Below are 20170 nucleotides of genomic sequence, written 5' to 3'. Positions count from 1 at the left end.
GCAGCAAGCCCCTGCTTTGAATCACTTTAGCTCTGAGGCATCCCAACTCTGAGACACCCCAACTCTGGGACACCTCAACTCTGGGACTGGCTCTGGCTCTGTTCCCTTGTTTCGACGACCACCTTGACGTTGAGATCCTCGCCGGCGAGCCCGATGCGCATGCCGGATACCGGGGCGGCGTCGGCGTAGCAGAGCCCTGTTGCAATCCGCACATAGCTGGCGTCCGGGCAGACATTGTTGGCGGCATCGAAGCCGACCCAGCCGAGCCCCTGGAGATGGACCTCGGCCCAGGCATGGGTTGCCGTCTGGTCGGTGATCCCTTCCATCATCAGGTAGCCCGAAACATAGCGTGCCGGCAGGTTCATCAGGCGGGCGGCGGTGATGAAGACATGTGCGTGGTCCTGGCAGACGCCGTGTCCGGCTTCCAGCGCCTGTTCGGCGGTGGTTTCCGTGCCGGTCGAGCCGGTCTCATAGGCCACGGCTTCGCTCAGCCTGGCCATCAGGTCATGCATCTTGGCAAGCTCGGTGTCGCCGACGAGGCTTTTGACCAGTTCGCGCGTCAACTTGCCGGGTTTGGTCCGCGGTGATTCACGCAGATAGAGCCAGAGGGGGCAATAGCCCTGATGCGGGCCGTAGACGCCGGCACGGTCTTCGGTCTCCACCTCGCCGCAGGCGATGATATTCACCGTCTTGCTGTCGCCTTCGGTGGAGACAAGATGGGTGTGGTTGCCGAACTGGTCGTTGAATCCTGCCTCGACCGTTGCGCCGTCGACCTTGATGTTCCACGACAGAACGGTCTGGCCGGGGCCGTTGATCGGCGACAGCCGCAACCTTTGCAGTGAATACTGCACCGGATCGTCGTAGCGGTATACTGTTGTGTGGGTGATCCGCAAACGCATGCTTCTTGTCCTGATCCGTCAGCTGTAAAAGCGATAACCCTCGGTAATTTCCTGACCCAGCTGGTTGTTGTGGGAAATGAAGTTATCGAGGAATTCGTGCAGGCCCTGATCCATGATCGTCCCGATTGACGTCTTTTGCAATGTCGAGCGCACCCGCTCTGCCGTCTCGTGAGCCGCCAGCCGCTCGCCATAGTCCTGGCCGATATAGCCGAGATTACTGACGATCTTATCGTAACAATAGGCGAGGGAGCGGGGCATCTGGCCGTTGAGGATGAGGAAATCTGCGATGTTGGTCGCCTTGTATTCGCCGTCATAGACCCAGCGATAGGAGCGATGGGCGGAGACCGAGCGCAGGATCGATTCCCACTGCATGTTGTCGAGTGACGAGCCGACCTGGGTGATGGCCGGAAGCAGGACGTAATATTTAACGTCGAGAATGCGGCTGGTGTTGTCGGCCCGTTCGATGAAGGTGCCGATGCGGGCGAAGTTGTAGATCTCGTTGCGCAGCATCGAGCCATGGAAGGCGCCGCGGATCAGGCCGGCGCGGCGCTTCACCGTTTCGATCACTTCCGGCAGATCGGCCGATTTGAGCTTGCGGGCGAGCATCTGCTTCATCTCGATCCAGCACTCATTCATCGCCTCCCAGGTCTCGCGGGTCAGCGCCGTGCGGACCATGCGGGCATTGTTGCGGGCGGCATCGATCGAGGACATGACGCTGGAAGGGTTGGACAGATCGCGCAACAGGAAATCGATCGCGTCCGAGGCCGTCACCTTGTCATGATGCTTGTCGAAGATGTCGCGGACATCGGCGCTGAGCAACACCGCGCTCCAGTCGTCATCGCTGGCGCCGGAGCGTGTCAGAGACATCCTCAGGCCGGCGTCGACAATACGGGCGATGTTTTCGGCCCGCTCGATGTAACGGAACATCCAGAAGAGTCCGTTGGCAGTTCTTCCGAGCATGACCATGTCAGTCCTCCAATACCCAGGTGTCCTTGGTGCCGCCGCCCTGGCTGGAATTGACCACGAGCGACCCCTGTTTCAGGGCCACGCGGGTCAAGCCGCCGGGGATGATCTGCACCTTGTCTGACACGAGAACATAGGGACGAAGGTCGACATGGCGCGGTGCAATCCCCTTGTTGACGAGGATCGGCACGGTCGACAGCGACAATGTCGGTTGGGCGATGTAGTTGTTCGGGCGCGCTTTGAGCTTTTCGGCGAAGACCGCGCGCTCCCGCTTCGATGCGGTCGGGCCGACCAGCATGCCGTAGCCGCCGGAGCCGTGCACTTCCTTGACCACCAGTTCTTCCAGATGCTCCAGCACGTATTTCAGGCTGTCGGCCTCGGAACAGCGCCATGTCGGCACGTTTTCGAGCAGTGCCTTGCGGCCGGTATAGAACTCGACGATTTCCGGCATGTAGGAGTAGATCGCCTTGTCGTCGCAAATGCCGGTACCGGGCGCATTGGCAATTGTAATGTTGCCGGCGCGGTAGACGTCCATGATGCCGGGAATGCCGAGCGCCGAATCCGGGCGGAAAGTGAGGGGATCGAGGTAGTCGTCATCGACGCGGCGGTAGAGCACGTCGATGGCCTCGTAGCCGCGTGTCGTGCGCATCTTGACCTTGCCGTCGATGACGCGCAGGTCCGAGCCTTCGACCAGCTCCACGCCCATCATGTCGGCAAGGAAGGAATGCTCGTAATAGGCGGAATTGTAGATGCCCGGGGTCAGCACCGCGACGCGCGGCTTGCCCTTGCATCCCGGAGGGGCAAGCGAGGCAAGCGACTGGCGCAGCAGATGCGGATAGTCCTCGACGCGCTGGACCTTGTTGAGCTGGAAGAGCTCGGGGAACATCTGCATCATCGTTTCCCGGTTTTCCAGCATGTAGCTGACACCGGAGGGCGTGCGGGCATTGTCCTCGAGCACGAAGAACTGGTCTTCGCCGGTGCGGACGATGTCGGTGCCGACAATGTGGGTGTAGACGCCGCCGGGCGGACGAAAGCCGATCATTTCCGGCAGGAAGGTGACGTTCTTCTCGATCAGTTCGCGTGGAATGCGGCCGGCGCGGATGATTTCCTGCTTGTGGTAGATATCGTCGAGAAAGGCATTGAGCGCAATGACGCGTTGCTCGATGCCCTGGGCCAGCTTGCGCCATTCGCGGCCGGAAATGATGCGGGGAATGATGTCGAAGGGAATGAGCTTTTCCGAGGAGTCCTCGTGGCCGTAAACGGCAAAGGTGATGCCGGTCTTGCGGAAGATGTTTTCGGCGTCTCTGGACTTCGCCAACAGTCTTGCCGGATCCTGACTGGAATACCAGTCGTGGTAATTCTGATAGGGAACCCGCGGACCGCTATCCGCTTTAATCATTTCGTCAAATGCCAATGGTGCATCCCCTTTTTTTGCCATTTGAATACAGACCATTTACCAATGCAAGCAGCGCGCAGGCTTCTGACGAAAGAATTTCCACTTACGGCTTCAGCCTTAAAAAGCGGCATAAGCTCAGTATTTCGGCGTGATTTGCCGGTGATGGCGATGAGACTGGCGGACGGCCTCCGGTGGTCTTGACGAAGTCAGGCTTCCCGGACGCAGGTCGCTGGCCTGGTTGCTTAAATTTTAGCCAAAGACAGGCGAGAAATATTTTCTCCTGCGGGGCATCAGCGGAATTCATCGCAGCGTGCATCAAAAGTCTTTTGACCGGCTGATGGCGAAGGGCTAACCAGCCGGGACCGGGGGCTGGCCGCACCCGATCTCCCCTGACCTTTGGATGCCCGCTGCATGACACTTCACCGCCTTGCGCCCGTTCTCTTTGTTTTGCTCTGGTCGACCGGCTGGGTGGCTGCCAAATATGCGAGCCTGTTTGCCGATCCGCTGACATTCCTGGTGCTGCGCTACGCCGTGGCAGCGGTCCTGTTCTACCTGGTCTGTCGGGTGAGCGGTGTCCGCTGGCCGGCCGGCCGTTTGGCACAGATGCATGCGGTGGTGTCCGGCATGTTCCTGCACGGTTTTTATCTTGGCATGGTGTGGTGGGCGATCGGCCAGGGCGTGCCGGCATCGCTGTCGGGCATCATTGCCGGACTGCAGCCGCTGATGACGGGGATTGCCGCCGCCTATCTGATCGGCGAGGCTCTGTCCGGCAGCCAGAAACTTGGCCTGCTTCTCGGATTTGCCGGCATTGCGATTGCCGTTCTGCCGAATATGCTGACGCTGGACGCCGTGGCCATTCCTGTCGGTGCAGTCGTCGTCAATGTGCTGGCGATGGCCTGCGTGACCGCCGGCACGATCTACCAGAAGCGCTACCTGCACGAAGGCGATCTGCGCGCGGTTGCCACGCTTCAATATGTCGGCGCCCTGATCGTCACGGTGCCTGCCGCGATTTTGCTCGAAGACCTGCATGTGGAATGGGGGCTGGGGCTGTTTGCCGTGCTCGGCTGGTCGGTGCTTGGCATTTCCATGGGCGCGATCGCGTTGCTGCTCTATCTGATCCGTCGCGGCGACGTGTCGAAGGCTGCTTCGCTGATTTACCTGGTCCCGCCGCTTGCGGCCGTTGAAGCAGCACTCATTTTTGGCGAGAGGCTGACGATGCCGATGATCATCGGCACCGTGATCGTCGTGCTCGGTGTCTACCTGACCAACCGCAAGAGTGCAGCCGTTTCGGCGGGGTAAGCTGCCAAAAGAAAATGGCGCGACCGAAGCCGCGCCATGTCTATTCTACACTGAGATCGCGCGAGGCTTAGGCTTCGCGGCGACGTCCGCCCGGAGCTGTGCCCGAACGGGCCGGGGGCTTGCCCTGGCCGTAGCTCTTGCCGCTGCCGCTGCCGTTGCGATTGCCACCATTGCCGCTCTTGCGCTTGGCGCCCGGACGGCCGTCGGCCTTGGGGCCGCCACGGTTCTCGCCGTCGGACTTGCCACGGCCCTGGGCCTGGTGATTGCGGTTGCCGCCGGGAGCGCCGCCGCCGCCAGCGCGACGCTGCGGACGCGCAGGACGGCTGAGGTTTGTCGGCGCTTCGCCGCTTGCCACCGGAATGTCGATGCCCATCAGGCGCTCGACGTCGCGCAGCAGGCGGCCTTCATCCGGACCGCAGAATGCGATCGCGATACCGTCGCGACCAGCGCGGGCGGTACGGCCGATGCGGTGGACGTAAGCGTCCGGCACTTCCGGCAGATCGTAGTTGAAGACGTGGCTGACGGCCGGAATGTCGATGCCGCGAGCAGCAACGTCGGTGGCGATCAGCGTGCGGATTTCGCCGTCACGGAAGCCCTTCAATGCGCGTTCGCGCTGGCCCTGGCTCTTGTTGCCATGGATCGAGGCAACGGAGAAGCCGGTGACTTCTAGATGCTTCATCAGCTTCTCGGCGCCGTGCTTGGTGCGCAGGAAGACGATCGAGCGGCCATCCGGGTTATCCGCCAGGATCTTCTTCAGCATTTCGGTCTTGGCATTCTGGCCGGCGACGAAGTGCACGTGCTGTTCAACCTTGTCGGCAGCCTTGCCCGGGGCGGTGACGGCAACCTTGACGGGGTTGTTGAGGAAGGTTGCAGCGAGATCGGCGATGGAGCTCGGCATGGTGGCCGAAAACAGCAGGGTCTGGCGCTTGGCCGGAACCATCTTCGAGATCTTGCGCAGGTCGTGGATGAAGCCGAGGTCAAGCATCTGGTCGGCTTCGTCGAGGACCAGGAACGTGACCGCGCGCAGCGAGATGGCATTGCGGGCGATCAGGTCGAGCAGGCGGCCCGGGGTGGCGACGAGAATGTCGGTGCCCTTTTCCAGCTGCAGTTGCTGCTTGCCGATCGATGCGCCACCGACGACCTGGTTGATTTTCAGCGGCAGGCGACGCAGGTAGCTGCGCAGGTTGTCGCCGATCTGGTTTACCAGTTCGCGGGTCGGAGCGAGAATGAGGGTGCGGGTGGTGCGGTTGTCAGGACGCTTTTCGTCCTTCAGCAGCATTTCGATGAGCGGCAGGCCAAAAGCGGCCGTCTTGCCGGTACCGGTCTGTGCAAGGCCGACGAGATCGCGGCCTTCGAGGACGAGCGGGATTGCCTTTTCCTGGATCGGAGTGGGCGTTTCAAAACCGAGATGCGAAAGAGTCGCGACGATATTCTTGGACAGGCCAAGATCGTTGAAATTGGTCAAAGTCATACCTTTCGGGGCGCCAAAAGCACACTGACCGGGCCGCATCGTGCGAACCGGTTGGCATTGGCGTCAAGAACCCCGCGTGATTTGGGAACTTGCAAGTTGGAAAAAAGCTTTCCAGCGCATCGGCGGTCGTGCCGCCATTCGTTCTGTGCGCTTTTATCCTTCGTCGCGTCTCTATTGTCGCTGGGCACGCTCACGCGGCGGCCGGAAGGTGAAAGCTGAGGTGCAAATGAGCCTGTTTGCGTGAAAAGTCAAGGGAATGTTTTGCGCTGCAGCGAAAGGTTCAGAGCCGGATACTGATGCGCAGGCCGCCAAGCGGCCGATTGATAATCTCCACCGACAGGTCATAAACCGCCGCGATGTCGCGCACGATTGCAAGGCCGATGCCGGTGCCGGGGGTCTGGAGATCGAGGCGCGTGCCCCGCTCCATAATCGTGCGCAGTCCTGCCGGATCAGCTCCGGGGCCATCATCCTCGATGATCAGTACCGTGCGCTGCTCTTGCCTGATGGCCTGGATGGAGATCTCAGTTCTGCTCCACTTGACCGCATTGTCGAGAACATTGCCCAGCAGTTCCTGAAGGTCGTGGGGATCGACACCGACAACAAGGTCGGTGGGGACCGCGATGTGCCACTTGAGACCTTCACCACGTGGGGTTCGTCTCAACGTCTTGACGATCAGGTCCACGGCTTCGGCGATATTGGCATCGGACCTGCGCAGGCTGGCATTGGCGGCAATTCGGCTCAGGGTCAGCTCGTGCTCGACATGAGCCTGCATGACGCCTGCGAGATGAGCGAGCTCATCGGCGATCGCGACCTCGCCGCGTTCGCGAAGCGTTGCTGCGTCATTGGACAGGACGGTCAATGGGGTTTTCAGGCCATGCGCGAGATCTGCCGCGCGGCTCTTCGCCTTTTCGATCAGTTGCGCTTGTGCATCGAGCAACTGGTTGACCGCGCCGACCACACCTTTCAATTCCTGCGGAAAACGGCCGTCGAGCCGTTCCACCCTGCGTTCCCTGATCCGGTCGAGACCGGTGGCGACGGACGAGATGGGCTTCAGGCCGAATGTCAACTGGGCGAGCGAGGCCGCGATCAGGAAGGCAGCCAGAGCCAGCATGTAGGGAATGATATCGAAGGCAAAGGCGCGGCTTGCATCGGAGACGACGCTGGCATCGATGGCCGCGGCGATGCGGATTGCCCGTTCCCCGGCGGGTGCGGCAAAGATGATCTTGCGCTCCTGCACGATCAGGTCCTTCCCATCCGGACCGGGAAGTTGGTATCGATGGATGGTCCCGGTTTCCTGTGCGTCATCCGGCAAGGGCAGGGTGAAATCCCACAGTGAGGCCGAGCGCAGTTCGCTGGCGCGGTCGTCGTCTTCCACTTGCCAGTAGAGGCCACCATAAGGCTCCTCGAATCGGCGGTCGACCGGCCTGTCAGGAAGATCCAGCCCGCCGTCCTCGGCAAAGCGGAGCGTACCGGCAATATTGTTGATGTGGCCGGACAGTTCCGCGTCGATCCTCGCCTCGAGATTGCGGGTGAAGAGCAGGACCAGAACCAAGCTTGCCATGGCGAGCGCGACCAGCACGCTGATCAGCGATACGAGCAGAAACCGGCCGCGGATCGATTGCATCATGCCGGGTCACCGCCCATGCGATAGCCATAGCCGCGGCGCGTGGTGATGACTTCGCGGCCGAGCTTGCGGCGCAGGCGGCCGACCAGGACCTCGACGGAGTTGCTGTCGCGGTCGAAGTCCTGGCTGTAGAGTTGCTCGGTCAGTTCCGCCTGCGAGACGTTGCGCTCCCGGTTGTGCGCGAGAAAAGTCAGGCAGCGATATTCGAGCGGCGTCAGGTCGACCGGCAGGCCGTCGCACGTGACCGCCTTGGTTCGGGTGTCGATGGAAATGCTGCCCAGGCTAAGGACCGGACTGGCCTGGCCGACGCTGCGGCGGATGATGGCGCGCAGTCTTGCCAGAAGTTCGGCCATTTGGAACGGCTTGGTCAGATAGTCGTCGGCACCTGCATCTATGCCCTCGACACGCTCCTGCCAATTGCCACGGGCGGTCAAGATGAGGACGGGTGTCGTTCTTGCCGCACTTCGCCAGCGTTTGAGTACCGTCAGTCCGTCCATGCCAGGAAGTCCCAGGTCGAGGATCACGGCGGCAAAATCCTCTGCATCGCCGGTGAACCAACCGGCTTCACCGTCCTTCTCGTGAACGACGACGAAGCCGGCCCGATCCAGATGCGCAATTACATCCCGTGCAATCAGTGCGTCGTCTTCGATCAGCAGGATCCGCATTATTCGTTCTCGATTTCCAGAATGTCACCGGAGGCCGCATCCACCTCCACTTCGATCAGACGGTTGTCGTCGCGCAGGATGCGAAATTCATAGATCAGCCGGTCATCGTCACGGTCGGGTTTGGTCGAGACGATCTGCCCGGCGACGCGGGCAAGGACGATCTGGCGCAGGGTTGCGAGGGACTTTGTGACGCCACGCTCGACATCATCCCGGATGCGCTGGCGCTCCATGTCCTGCTCGTGCCGGGGGCGGTTGTCGGCATTGGCATCGGCATCGGCGCTGGCTGGCGAATGCGCGGCGACCATCAGCAACAGCGTCAAGGTCGACCCTGCGATCATCATTGCCACTCTCTTAGGCCTTTGTACGCGTGCGTGCTCCATGTCTGTGTCATAACACCGGCAAGCTGAAATTTCGCTGACATTTGTCGTCAGCCATCGCTCAGCACAGGTCACCTATGGTCCTTGCCAACGGTTCGTAGCGCGGTGCTCGACCGGAATAACGAAGGACCATATCGATGAAAAAGATTATTGTTGCCACCCTGCTGATCTCAGCTTCGTTTGCCGGCATCGCCCGTGCAGAAAGCAGTGCTTCCTGTGATGTCGCCAAGGATAAATGGATGACCGAGGATGCGATGAAGGCCAAGGCCACCGAGCTTGGTTTCGACGTGCGCCAGATCAAGGTCGAGAACGGCTGCTATGAAGTCTACGGCATCAAGGACGGCAACAAGATTGAAGTGCTGTTCAACCCGGAAACCGGCATTCAGGTCGGCGAAGACTGATGAGCGGCGTGGAGCACAATGCTTCCGCCGCCATGGCTGGCCGCTCCGAGCGGCCGGCCATGGTCAAGGTCTGGGACCCGATCGTACGGCTATTCCACTGGGCTCTGGTGGGGTTGTTCGCCTTTTCCTTCCTGACCGGCGACGAGTGGAAGGATGCGCATGTCGTTTCAGGCTACCTGATCGGCGGTCTGATTGCCATTCGGCTGGTCTGGGGGCTGATCGGCAGCGAACATGCACGGTTCACCAGCTTTCTCTATCGTCCGTCAACGATCGCGCGTTTCATCAGGGACTCGGTCTATATGCGCGCCAAGCGCTTTATCGGCCATAATCCGGCCGGTGGCGCGATGGTTATCGCACTGCTGCTGATGACCTCCGGGATCGTGACAACCGGTTATCTGATGACGACGGACGCTTACTGGGGTGTCGAATGGGTAGAGGACATGCACAAGGTGCTGGTCTATGCGACCTTGGGCCTGATCCTGCTGCATGTCACCGGCGTTGTTCTGGCCAGTCTTGAACATCGCGAAAACCTTGTGCGGGCGATGCTCACCGGCCGAAAAAGAGCCGAATAAAGTTACCTCGCACGTCATACCTTCAAGCCAAGGGTAGTCATCAGCTGGTTATCCTTGGCATTATCGTGTCGGTGTCGGTGTAGGTGCCAGAACTCGGTCCGAGATGCCCGCATAAAGAATTTCTCCGCGTCCGACTGCCTGCATCATACGCCGTTGGTGTCGACGGAGCTGTCGGATGCTGCGAGGGTGAAGGTTTCCAGCGCAAGGCTCGTACCATTGACCAGGATTTCGAGCCGGTGTTCGCCGGGATGGTAGACGCGGGTGGTGATGGGGCGGAAGGCGTGGCGGCGGTCCAGTGTCAACGACTGTCCGGCAGCCAGCGTCAGGTTCTTGCCCTTGAAGACCTTGGGGCTCAGCGTGCCGTCCTTCTTCTGATGGTGGATGGCGTAGTCGAGCATCAGCGACTGTGCCGTTCCGGTTTCATTGGCGAGCGAGACGGAGAAATCCAGAACGCCTGGGAAGGCAACTTGTGAACTGGCAAGCCGGAGGTTCGCCTTGATGCCATCGATCCGAGCGAAACCGAAATTTGCCAGGGCGGTTGCATGGCCTTTCTTGAGCAGCGTGCGCGAGGCATGTCTGAGCAGCCAGAGCCGTTCGGGAGAGGCATTCTTGTGGTGGCGGCCGACAAAGTCGGCGACGAGATCGGGATGGTCCTTGGCGATGTCGTTGAGGCTGTTGGCCACCGAGCGGCGCACATAGTCTTCGGGATCGTCGATCAGCGCGGTCAGGACCGGCAGGAGGGGAGCGGGATCGCTGACCAGCGCCGGCAGGCGCATGGCCCAGGGCAGGCGCGGGCGGGTGCCTTCGCTGGCGAGGCGGCGAACATGGTGGTTCGGGTCGCTCACCCATTGGCCGATGATAGCGAGCGCCTTCGCCTGCTCGCGGTGGATGAACGGCCTTATGCCGAATTCGGCGGTGAAATGCGGAGTCAGGGCCTTCAGAAGAGCCAAAGATGTCTCCAGGTGGTCCAGCCCATGGGCGGCAATATACTGGTTGAAGGCAAGCAGCGACCAACCGGTCAGGCCGGGCTTCTGGTCAGCCGGGAATGTCTTTTTCAGGATCGTGGCCGTCACGGCGAAATCCTCGGGCAGATGCAGACGCATGGCGTCGGCGATCAACTGGCCGCGCTGCATGAGTTCCAGGCTTTCGATTCCAGGCAGGATGTCGGCGAGAAATGCATCGCGCGGGAAATTGGACCAGGCGCTCGACAGGGCGTCTGCGGTGTCGCTTGCGTTTCGCGCGCCGATCAGGTGTTTGAGTGCTTCAGCCATGGTGTTTTCAGATCGCTTGCGATGTCGTCTGGCGCGCCAGTCCCGCGACAGGCCTGGATGCGAGAATGCAGACGACGATTTCAAATGCTGTATTACCGGTCAAGCTTGCGCTCCTGTTTGTGTGGGAGCCTTGGCCTAACATACGACTACTGACACCCTTCTGGCCACAGACTTCACACGGAGCGTTCGCATGCGTCCAGCAGACCGTCTTTTTCGGATCATCCAGCTGATGCGGTCCACCGGGCGGGCGATGACGGCTGCCGAAATCGCCGAGAAGATGGAGGTCTCCCAGCGGACCATCTATCGCGACATGGATCATCTGATTGCATCCGGCGCGCCGATCGAGGGCGAGCGCGGCGTCGGCTACATGCTGCGCGAGGCTTTCGATGCGCCGCCGCTGACCTTCACCTTCGAGCAGCTGGAAGCGCTCGCATTCGGTTTGCGGGCCGTCGAAATGCTCGGTGATCCGCGGCTGGGGCAGGCGGCACGTGAGGCCAAGGACAAGATGGTGGCACTTTTGCCGAAGGAGCATGCCGAGCGGCTGGTCGGTGCGCCGATCCATGCGTTTCGCGCCTCTGCGCAACCGGAGCCGCCGGATTGCCTTGGCGATGTACGCAATGCCCTGTCGGCCAAGCGCAAGGTGTGGATCGCCTATCATTCGCTGGCTGGCGAACGCACCCAGCGCACGGTCTGGCCGCTGGCGCTGAGCGCCTTCGGGGCGATCTGGGTGATGACGACCTGGTGCGAGACGCGCCAGGATTTCCGCGACTTCCGGCTCGACCGGGTCGAGGGCTGGAAGGTGCTGACGGACAGGTTCGAGCCGGGACAAGGGCAGACCTACGAGGCCTATCTCGCCGGGCTTGATGCCGGATGAGGCCGGTGTGACTGAGATGGCCCCCGATCAGAAATCCGTCGCCACGCCGCCTTCTTCCTTGCGCCTTGCGACGAAGGCGTCGAGTTCTTCTTCGACGGCCGGATCGATCGGCGGACGTTCGTAGCGCGCCAGCGTTTCCTTGAAGATCCGGTTGGCGTGATCGTAGGTGGTCGGCCGGCCGGCGTCGGTCCAGGTCTCGAAATTGCGCCAGTCCGACAGGATGGGGGAGTAAAATGCCGTTTCGTAACGGGCGAGCGTGTGGGCGGTGCCGAAATAATGACCGCCGGGGCCGACGTCGCGCACGGCATCGAGCGCCAGCGCGTCCTTGCTGACATCGAGCGGTGTGAGGAATTCGGCGACCATCTGCAGCATGTCGACGTCGAGGATGAACTTTTCGAAGGATGCCGTCAGGCCGCCTTCGCTCCAGCCGGCAGAATGCATGATGAAATTGCCGCCGCCCTGGGTGAGCGCCCAGAGCGAAAGTGCCGATTCGTAGGCTGCCTGGGCGTCGAGCGTATTCGAGGCATTGGTGTTGGATGTGCGGTAGGGCACGCCGTAGCGCCGTGCAAGCTGGCCGCCGGCAATGACGGCCTTCATGTATTCCGGCGTGCCGAAGGCGGGTGCGCCGCTCTTCATGTCGACATTCGAGGTGAAGCCGCCATACATCACCGGCGCGCCGCGGCGCACCATCTGGGTGAAGGCGATGCCGCACAGGGCTTCGGCGTTCTGCTGGACCAAGGCGCCGGCAATGGTCACGGGCGCCATGGCGCCGGCCAGCGTGAACGGTGTGACGACGACGACCTGGTTGCGCGACGACATTTCGATGATGCCCTGCAGCATCGGGCCGTCGAGACGCAGCGGCGAGGACGAGTTGATGATGGTGAACAGTGACGGCTCTCGCTCGAGCTGTTCCATCGACACGCCACGGCCGATGCGGGCGATCTCGATGCCGTCGATATTGCGCTGCTGGCCGAGCGAGTAGCAGTGGAAGACCTTGTCGGTCAGCTTCACCATGTCCGACAGGCAGTCGAGATGACGGACGGAGGCGTGGATGTCGACCGGCTCGACCGGATAACCGCCGGTGGTGTGGATGATGTCGTAGGACTGGGCGAGCTTGACCAGCTTGCGGAAGTCTTCCTGGTTGCCGGCACGCCTCCCGCCCTCGCGGTCGGCCACGAAAGGCGCCGATGCGATCTGGGCGAAAACCAGGTTGTTGCCGCCGATCTGGACGTTGCGGGCCGGATTGCGGGCATGCATGGTGAATTGTGACGGGGCCGAGGCGATCATGTCCATGATCAGCCCGCGATCGAAGCGGACGCGCTCCGTGCCTTCGGTGACTGTCGCGCCAGCCGCTTTCATCATGGCGCGGGCTTCCGGAAGCATGATGTCCATCCCGATTTCCTCGAGAATGGTCAGCGATGCCTCGTGGATGTCGTCCAGCGTCTGCGGGTCCAGCAGTTCGGTCTTGGCGAGCCGGTTGACGAGATTGCGGTACTTCGATGCACTTGACGAACGCACGCGTTCGCCGCCGCGTCCACCGCTGCGCCGGCGCCGTTCGGAACCGCCGGAAGAGGTTTCAGTCTCGGGCAAGGCAGAGGGGGTAATGTCGCTCATGGCCAATCCATTGTGTTGATTTCGACATCATTTTTGACAGTTTCCGATCGCGATGCGCGTTGCCATTTGCGACCAATCGCTGGCTCTTCTGGAACATCGCCTGTTGAGACCTGGGCGCGGGACCGGATGTTCGTATTTTCGAAGCGTTTCATGTATGCCGGTTACTTGGCGTTTACCATTCCGCGTCATTGATCGAGGAGTACAAAAAGTTGAATCGGGGAGCCGCGTTGCTCAACCTAGTCCGCGAAAAAATCGTCGCGATCGAGCAGCCTTCCTTTGTCAAGGATAGCGAGCTTCGCTACGTTGCGGTCAACGCTGCCTATGCCCGTCTCTACGATCTTGCGGAAAGCCGTTTCATCGGTCGTACCGATCGTGAGGTTTTCGGCGCATTTGCCGATGATATGCGCGACGATCGCGAGCGTCGCGTCGTGGTGTTCGGCGAGGATGAAAGCCTGTCCTTCATGCCTCCGCCGGGCGAACCGCATCGGGTGCTCCGGGTCGAGCGCTTTCTTGATGACGACGATTCCATCTTTGTCTTCGGCTTTGTCGAACCTGCCGAAGAGGGTTCGACGCCGATGCCGGAAAACAATCTGCCCACCGTTGCCATGTCGTCGCCGCATGTCGGCCTTTCAGCGGGACAGAATACGGCAACCGACGGGCGCGCCATGGCTGCTGGTGCCGATCGGCTGAACCATCAGCTCGAAAACCTGATGATGGCCATGCCGGTGGGCATCCTCATCCTCGATGAGACGATGCAGATCGAATATGTGAATGCTGCCGTCTACCGGATGGTTGCGCTGGACGATCTTCTCGACGTCGTCGGCATGTCCTACCGCGATTACATGATGATCGTGCACACCCGTCACAAGCGGGCAGACGGGCCGGACGAAATTGCACGGCTCGTCGATGCACGCGTTGCCGCGCTCAGCAGTCCCGACGATGCGCCGCCGACCTATGCCAGGACGCCGGAAGGATTGAGCGTCGTCGTCAGCAACCGCAAGCTGGCCGACGGCAAGATATTGGTGACTTATACCGACATCACCGAACTTGCCGATCGCGAGGAAGAGACGGCGCTTTACCGGGCAACGCTGGAACAGATGCCGGTGCCGGTGTTCATTCGCGATGCCGAACGCAGGCTGATTTATGTCAATGCCGCCTATGAGGCCCTTCAGGATCAGCGACGCGAAGACGTCTACGGCCTGAAAGAGGACGACATGTTCCCGTTGAGTGGTGCCATGCTCCGCGAGGAGCATCAGCGCATTCTCGATCACGGCGATTTTGCCGAGCGGGCGCGTGACATCGTCATCCCCGGAGGGCGGGAAATTTCCGTGATCACGCGGCTTAGCCGCATCACGACAACGTCGAGGAAGCACTATCTCGTCGGCTCGGTGATGGATGTTTCCGTGCTCAAGGAGCGCGAGCAGGCGCTGCTGCTTGCACGCAAACGTTCCGAGGCACTGTATGCCGATATCATCAGCATGCTTCGGATCATGCCGGTCGGTGTGGTGATCCTGAACGACGACCTGATCGTCGAATTTGCCAATGAAAAATGCCGGGAGATCTGGTGTTGGCCGGAGGATCTTGCCATCGACGGCCTGTCGTTCCGCGACTATTGCGAGATCAACATCAGCCGTGGCTGGAATTGGCCGGGTCACTCCTTCGAGGAGGGCTATCAGAAACGCGTTGCCCAGTTCAAGGCGCTGCAGGGATCGCAGACGACCGAGCTTGCCTATGAGGACGGGAAATATGTGCTGGCGAGCATCACCCGGCTCAACGACCAGAAAATCCTGCTGACCTATTCCGACTTGACCGAGATGCGCAGCCGCGAGCGGGAGATCGGCGAGGCGCGCGAACAGCTTGAACGGCTTGGGCTGTTCATGCAGGACGCCATGGCGCTGATGTCGCAAGGGCTTATCGTCATCGAAAACGACGTTATCACCGATGCCAACCAGTCGTTCTCCCGCATTCTCGACCTCCCGGCCGGTTTGGCCGATCAGGGCCAGGAATGGTACAAATGTTTCCAGTTCTGCGCGCAGCGTGGTGATTTCGGCGATGACCCGGCGACGTTGTTGCAGCAGTGGCAGGAGAAGCTGCGCCTGACGACGGGCTTCAGCACCACATTCCTTGCCAACGGTAAGACATGGGTGCAGATGGAAGTTACCTTCGGTGGCAGCGGCCACTGGGTCGTGGTGCTCACTGATGTGAGCGAGATCAAGGAGCGCGAAGCCGAGCTTGAAGTTCTGCTGGCGAAAAGCGAAGCGGCAGACAGGGCGAAGTCAGAGTTTCTCGCCAATATGAGCCACGAGATCCGCACGCCGATGAACGGCGTTCTCGGGATGGCCGAGCTCCTGTCGAAATCGATCCTGGATACGCGACAAAAGACCTTTGTCGATATCATCGTCAAATCCGGCAATGCGCTGCTGACGATCATCAACGACATCCTTGATTTCTCGAAAATCGATGCCGGCCAGCTTCGATTGCGCAAGGCGCCCTTCGATCCGGTCGAAGCGATCGAGGATGTGGCAACGCTGCTCTCGGCAGCGGCCTCGGAGAAGGATATCGAGCTGCTGGTCTCAGGTGACCAGGCAGTGCGTCATACGGTTCTGGGTGATCCCGGCCGGTTCCGGCAGATCGTCACCAATCTCGTCGGCAATGCGATCAAGTTTACCGAAAAGGGCCATGTCCTGATCGATGTTTCAACCCGGCCGCTGGGCGGAGGGGAGAGCCTGTTGCGGCTTCGCATCGAGGACACTGGCATCGGCATTGCACCAGAAATGCAAATGCAGATCTTCGACAAGTTCTCGCAGGTCGATACGTCCTCGACGCGTCGCCACGAGGGCACGGGTCTTGGCCTTGCGATCACGTCCGGGCTGGTCAATCTGTTCGGCGGTTCGCTCGAACTTGAATCCGAACCCGGTCATGGATCGATCTTCACCGTCGAAATCCCGATGCAGATCGCGGCGGACCGTAACCGGCAGAAGACCATCCCGGCGAGTGTCAAGGATGCGCGGGTGCTGGTAATCGACGACAATGCCGTCAATCGGCGGATCGTCACCGAGCAACTGTCGATCTGGGGCTTCGATGGCCTGGCCGTCGAAGACGGGGAAACCGCACTGAAGATCCTGGCCGAGGCATACAATACCGGCCTGCATATCGACGTGGTGATCATCGACTACCACATGCCGGTGATGAACGGCATCGATGTCGCGCGGGCAATCCGCAGCGACGGCCGTTTCGATGACCTGGCTCTGATCTTCCTGACATCGATGGACATGGTCGGTGACGACCAGATCTTCCAGAGCCTGAAGGTTCAGGCGCATCTGATGAAGCCGGCTCGCGCCAATCTTTTGAAGGGCGCGATCATCGATGTTGTGCGGGCCGCGCAGATCCACGGCGGCCTGCCGTTGCTGGCGCCGGCAATACGGCCAGTGCTTCCTGCTTCAAGTCAGCCCAGTGCAGGCCTGGGGGCTGGCGAGGTCGGATACCAGCCGGTGTGTGAGCGGTTGAAGGTTCTGATCGCGGAAGACAATCAGGTCAATCAGATCGTCTTTCGCCAGATTCTCAGCAGCAGCGACATCGACTATCGTATCGTCAGCAATGGCGAGGAGGTGCTGAGTGCGCTGCATGATGCGGGGGCGGATCTGATCCTGATGGATGTCTCGATGCCGGTGATGAACGGGCACCAGGCGACCGTGATCATTCGTGCGCAAGAAAGCCGGCGCGGCAAGGGCGAACATGTGCCGATCATCGGCGTCACGGCGCATGCGCTCGACAGCGATCGCGAAGCTTGCCTTGCGTCGGGCATGGACGACTATCTATCCAAGCCGATCAGCCCGGAACTGCTGATGCGCAAGATCGAGCAGTGGAGCACAGCCTCCAGCCGGTCTGCTGCCCGGCGCTAACGTCAGGCAGGGCGCGTTCCACACAGCATTTCACGTTTTCCGGCAAAGCCCGGACGACGCTCGAGCGCATAGCCTGCGGCAATCAGGTTGCGACGGACGAAGCCGGCCGCCGCATAGGTCGCAAAACTTCCGCCGGGCACAGTATGGTCAAACACGCGCTGCATCAGTTCGGTCGACCACATGGCGCTGTTTTTCGACGGTGCGAAGCCATCGAGGAACCAGGCATCGAAGGTGAGTGGGCTGGCGCTCAGGTTTGCAAAGGCATCGCCACAGATGACGCTGAGCGTTGTTTGCTCGTCCAGTTCGACCGTCACAGTGCCGGCCGGTGCCTGCGGCCATTTCGCCACGAGCACCTGCCGTTCCGTATTGATTTCAGGCCAGCGCGACATTGCCCGGTCGATTTCGTCCGCCTGCATCGGATAGAGTTCGAACGACACGAAATGCAGATGGCTGCCGGGCCGGCGATGTTCCTTCCATCGGCGCCAGGTCTCGCAGGCATTGAGGCCGGTGCCGAAGCCAAGTTCGCCGATCGAGAAGCGCTCCGCGGTCTGCCAGCGGGCGGGCAAGCCATTGCCGGCGTGGAAGACATGGCCGCATTCGAGCCGCCCGTCGGTCTGGCAATAAAAATGATCGCCAAAGGCGGTCGAATAAGGCATATCGCCGTCGTGCCAGGTCAGCGGCTGCGGGGTCTCGCCGGGTTCCGGCGTCATATTTGAATGGGTCATGCAATGTCCGATAAATCGGCTTCGATCTCCGGTCAATTGCAGACTGACCTGCTGATCATCGGCGGCGGCATCATGGGCCTATGGGCGGCGGTGCAGGCCGGGCGACGTGGCATCCGGACATTGCTGGTCGACGGTGGACCTATCGGCGGCGGCGCAAGCGGCGGGCTGCTCGGTGCACTGATGCCGCATATGCCGGATAAATGGAACGACAAGAAGCAGTTGCAGTTCGATGCCTTGCTGTCGCTGGAAGGCGAAATAGCAGCGCTTGAATCCGACACCGGGCTTTCTGCCGGCTACCGGCGCTCCGGCCGTCTGATCCCGCTGCCGAAGCCGCATCTGCGGGCGATTGCCGAGCGGCATTCAAGCGAAGCACTGAGCAACTGGCATCAAGATGAAGATCAGTTCTTCTGGAATGTCCTTGAAACCTCTCCCTGTGCCGCGGGATGGCCAGCAGCTGAGTTTTCGACTGGCGGCCTGGTGCTGGATACATTTGCGGCCCGCGTTTCGCCGCGTGGCTTGACGCGGATGATCGGAGAGCGCCTGCGCAACGTACAGCGTGTGCGGACTGTCGAAGGCTGTCGTGTCGAGCGCATCGATGCCGCATCGGGGACTGCAATGCTTGGCGATGGTTCGGCCATCACTTTCGGCCATGTGGTGATTGCTGCCGGGCATCAGTCCTTTCCGTTGCTGTCATCGTTCGGTCCGAAGCTGGAAAAACCGCTCGGCCAGCCGGTCAAGGGACAGGCGGCACTGCTGAGGGCGGATGTTTCGCCGGACCTGCCACTGCTCTATCTGGACGGGCTCTACGTCGTGCCGCATGAGGGCGGGCAGGTGGCAATCGGCAGCACCAGCGAGAACCGCTTCGACGAGCCGTTTTCCACGGATGGTTTGCTCGACGATCTGCTCGCTCGGGCATGCCGGCTCGCGCCGGCGCTGGAGGGCGCAGAGGTGATAGAGCGCTGGGCCGGACTGCGACCGAAGGCGGTGGATCGCGACCCGATGGTCGGTGTGCATCCGGATGCCGACAGGGTGGTGGCGCTGACCGGCGGTTTCAAGGTCAGCTTCGGGCTCGCGCATGTGCTGGCGGATGCAGCGATCAATGCTGTGGAAGGCAAGGCGATGTCCCTGCCGCAGAGTTTTTCGCTCGCCCATCATCTGCGCGTGGCCGCTGGCTGAGCCGGTCTCTGGTCAATGTCGAAGCCGCATGGATGCATGGGGCCGATCCAGCTTTGCATGGATTGATATTGATATGCCCAATGCTTGAGTTCTTCGTCATACTGTCACGCAAATCACCTAACCACTGGGTTGTAACGGCACATGCTAATGTGCCTTCAGCGCGCCAGGATGAGGTGATCGCATGCGCTATGCCATATGTTTCACACCGCCTTCCGGGGATCCCTTGACGCTGGCTGCGGCCAGCTGGCTCGGGCGTAACGTCTATTCCGGCTACCCTGCTGACCATCCGGGCCTGAAAGGGCTCGGCATTCACGAAATCGCCTTTCACACTGCGATGCCCCGGCGTGTCGGTTTTCATGCGACGTTCAAGGCGCCGTTCAGGTTAGCCGAAGGCAGCAGCGAAAGCGCTCTACTGCGTGAACTGATGCATTTTGCCGGTACCATGGAGCCGGTGGTTCTGCACGGGTTGAGTGTCGGTCGGATCGGCGACGTCTATGGTCTGGTGCTGGACCGGCCCTGCGCGGAGATCGACTATCTTGCCGCTTCCGTCGTCCAGGCCTTCGATGGTTTCCGGGCACCGCTGACAGAGATGGAAATCGAACGCCGAAACCCGGAACGCCTCTCTGCGCCGCAGTTTTCCAACCTGCACCGCTGGGGCCATGCCTATGTGATGGATGAATTCCGCTTTCACATGACGTTGACGGGGCCGCTGCTGGCGCGTGACTTTCCACGTATCGAACAGGCGATGCGGGTGCATTTCGATCAGGCACTCGGCGAACCGACCGTGGTTTCCAACCTGGCGCTGTTCATTGAACCAGAACAGGGCGCGCCGTTCGTCGTGCATTCGCTGCATCCGGTGGGTCGGGTCTCCAATCGCAAGATCGCCTGATCCAAAATGCTGCTGCGCTGCAGCGAGAAACGGTCTTTTGCGTCTCGACAGA

At 61.0% G+C, this 20170-nt stretch carries 17 protein-coding genes; 7 read left to right on the top strand and 10 right to left on the bottom strand.

The features are described from left to right. Window positions 1-74: 74 nt before the first annotated feature. The 3 genes from GVK95_RS13930 to GVK95_RS13920 are packed head-to-tail and all read right to left on the bottom strand — an operon-like array spanning window position 75 to window position 3276. Window positions 75-899 (bottom strand): transglutaminase family protein, encoded by an 825-nt coding sequence (locus tag GVK95_RS13930; protein WP_159950599.1) that lies wholly within the window; start codon window positions 897-899, stop codon window positions 75-77. 18 nt (window positions 900-917) lie between these two features. Then, window positions 918-1859 (bottom strand): alpha-E domain-containing protein, encoded by a 942-nt coding sequence (locus tag GVK95_RS13925; protein WP_159951000.1) that lies wholly within the window; start codon window positions 1857-1859, stop codon window positions 918-920. 7 nt (window positions 1860-1866) lie between these two features. Further along, window positions 1867-3276, bottom strand: coding sequence for a circularly permuted type 2 ATP-grasp protein (locus GVK95_RS13920; protein WP_037073662.1), 1410 nt, complete (start codon window positions 3274-3276; stop codon window positions 1867-1869). Between the two features lie 393 nt (window positions 3277-3669). Between GVK95_RS13920 and GVK95_RS13915 the strand changes: the two genes are divergently transcribed. Beyond that, the gene (locus GVK95_RS13915; protein WP_159950597.1) at window positions 3670-4557 is read left to right on the top strand and encodes a DMT family transporter; all 888 of its coding nucleotides are present in this window, start codon (window positions 3670-3672) and stop codon (window positions 4555-4557) included. A 67-nt stretch (window positions 4558-4624) separates the two neighbouring features. Here the strand turns inward: GVK95_RS13915 and GVK95_RS13910 are convergent, their stop codons facing one another. The 4 genes from GVK95_RS13910 to GVK95_RS13895 form a co-directional block, all read right to left on the bottom strand. After that, the gene (locus tag GVK95_RS13910) at window positions 4625-6028 is read right to left on the bottom strand and encodes a DEAD/DEAH box helicase (protein WP_244618768.1); all 1404 of its coding nucleotides are present in this window, start codon (window positions 6026-6028) and stop codon (window positions 4625-4627) included. 280 nt (window positions 6029-6308) lie between these two features. After that, window positions 6309-7655 (bottom strand): HAMP domain-containing sensor histidine kinase, encoded by a 1347-nt coding sequence (locus tag GVK95_RS13905; RefSeq protein ID WP_159950593.1) that lies wholly within the window; start codon window positions 7653-7655, stop codon window positions 6309-6311. Then, window positions 7652-8317, bottom strand: coding sequence for a response regulator transcription factor (locus GVK95_RS13900; RefSeq protein ID WP_159950591.1), 666 nt, complete (start codon window positions 8315-8317; stop codon window positions 7652-7654). The genes GVK95_RS13905 and GVK95_RS13900 overlap by 4 nt, the downstream gene beginning before the upstream one ends. Next, on the bottom strand, window positions 8317-8658 hold the full coding sequence (locus GVK95_RS13895; RefSeq protein ID WP_159950589.1) for a PepSY domain-containing protein: 342 nt from the start codon (window positions 8656-8658) through the stop codon (window positions 8317-8319). The genes GVK95_RS13900 and GVK95_RS13895 overlap by 1 nt, the downstream gene beginning before the upstream one ends. Window positions 8659-8831: 173 nt before the next feature. On the opposite strand from GVK95_RS13895, the gene GVK95_RS13890 reads away from it, so the two are divergent. Continuing rightward, window positions 8832-9095, top strand: a complete 264-nt coding sequence (locus GVK95_RS13890; protein WP_159950587.1) for a PepSY domain-containing protein — start codon at window positions 8832-8834, stop codon at window positions 9093-9095. Beyond that, window positions 9095-9667: a cytochrome b/b6 domain-containing protein gene (locus GVK95_RS13885; RefSeq protein ID WP_244618767.1), complete on the top strand. Its 573-nt coding sequence runs from the start codon at window positions 9095-9097 to the stop codon at window positions 9665-9667. The genes GVK95_RS13890 and GVK95_RS13885 overlap by 1 nt, the downstream gene beginning before the upstream one ends. Window positions 9668-9810: 143 nt before the next feature. Here GVK95_RS13885 and GVK95_RS13880 read toward each other — a convergent pair whose 3' ends face one another. Then, the gene (locus GVK95_RS13880) at window positions 9811-10938 is read right to left on the bottom strand and encodes a DNA alkylation repair protein (protein ID WP_159950585.1); all 1128 of its coding nucleotides are present in this window, start codon (window positions 10936-10938) and stop codon (window positions 9811-9813) included. 190 nt (window positions 10939-11128) lie between these two features. Between GVK95_RS13880 and GVK95_RS13875 the strand changes: the two genes are divergently transcribed. After that, a complete protein-coding gene (locus tag GVK95_RS13875; protein WP_159950583.1) occupies window positions 11129-11812 on the top strand; it encodes a YafY family protein in 684 nt (227 codons plus the stop codon). 27 nt (window positions 11813-11839) lie between these two features. Here GVK95_RS13875 and GVK95_RS13870 read toward each other — a convergent pair whose 3' ends face one another. Then, window positions 11840-13426, bottom strand: a complete 1587-nt coding sequence (locus GVK95_RS13870) for a trimethylamine methyltransferase family protein (protein WP_159950581.1) — start codon at window positions 13424-13426, stop codon at window positions 11840-11842. 227 nt (window positions 13427-13653) lie between these two features. On the opposite strand from GVK95_RS13870, the gene GVK95_RS13865 reads away from it, so the two are divergent. Continuing rightward, window positions 13654-17328, top strand: coding sequence for a PAS-domain containing protein (locus GVK95_RS13865; RefSeq protein ID WP_159950579.1), 3675 nt, complete (start codon window positions 13654-13656; stop codon window positions 17326-17328). Window positions 17329-17330: 2 nt separating this feature from the next. Here the strand turns inward: GVK95_RS13865 and mnmD are convergent, their stop codons facing one another. Next, complete coding sequence (mnmD, locus tag GVK95_RS13860; protein WP_159950577.1) at window positions 17331-18053, bottom strand: tRNA (5-methylaminomethyl-2-thiouridine)(34)-methyltransferase MnmD; 723 nt, start codon at window positions 18051-18053, stop codon at window positions 17331-17333. A 3-nt stretch (window positions 18054-18056) separates the two neighbouring features. Between mnmD and GVK95_RS13855 the strand changes: the two genes are divergently transcribed. After that, complete coding sequence (locus GVK95_RS13855; protein WP_159950575.1) at window positions 18057-19229, top strand: FAD-binding oxidoreductase; 1173 nt, start codon at window positions 18057-18059, stop codon at window positions 19227-19229. 181 nt (window positions 19230-19410) lie between these two features. After that, window positions 19411-20118, top strand: a complete 708-nt coding sequence (locus GVK95_RS13850; protein WP_159950573.1) for a DUF1045 domain-containing protein — start codon at window positions 19411-19413, stop codon at window positions 20116-20118. The last annotated feature ends 52 nt before the right edge of the window (window positions 20119-20170 follow it).

The sequence above is a fragment of the Rhizobium sp. 18065 genome, from assembly GCF_902706095.1.
Classification (GTDB): Bacteria; Pseudomonadota; Alphaproteobacteria; order Rhizobiales; family Rhizobiaceae; genus Allorhizobium.
Note: the sequence above shows the minus strand (reverse complement) of the source record. Positions and strands in the feature narration are given on the sequence as shown.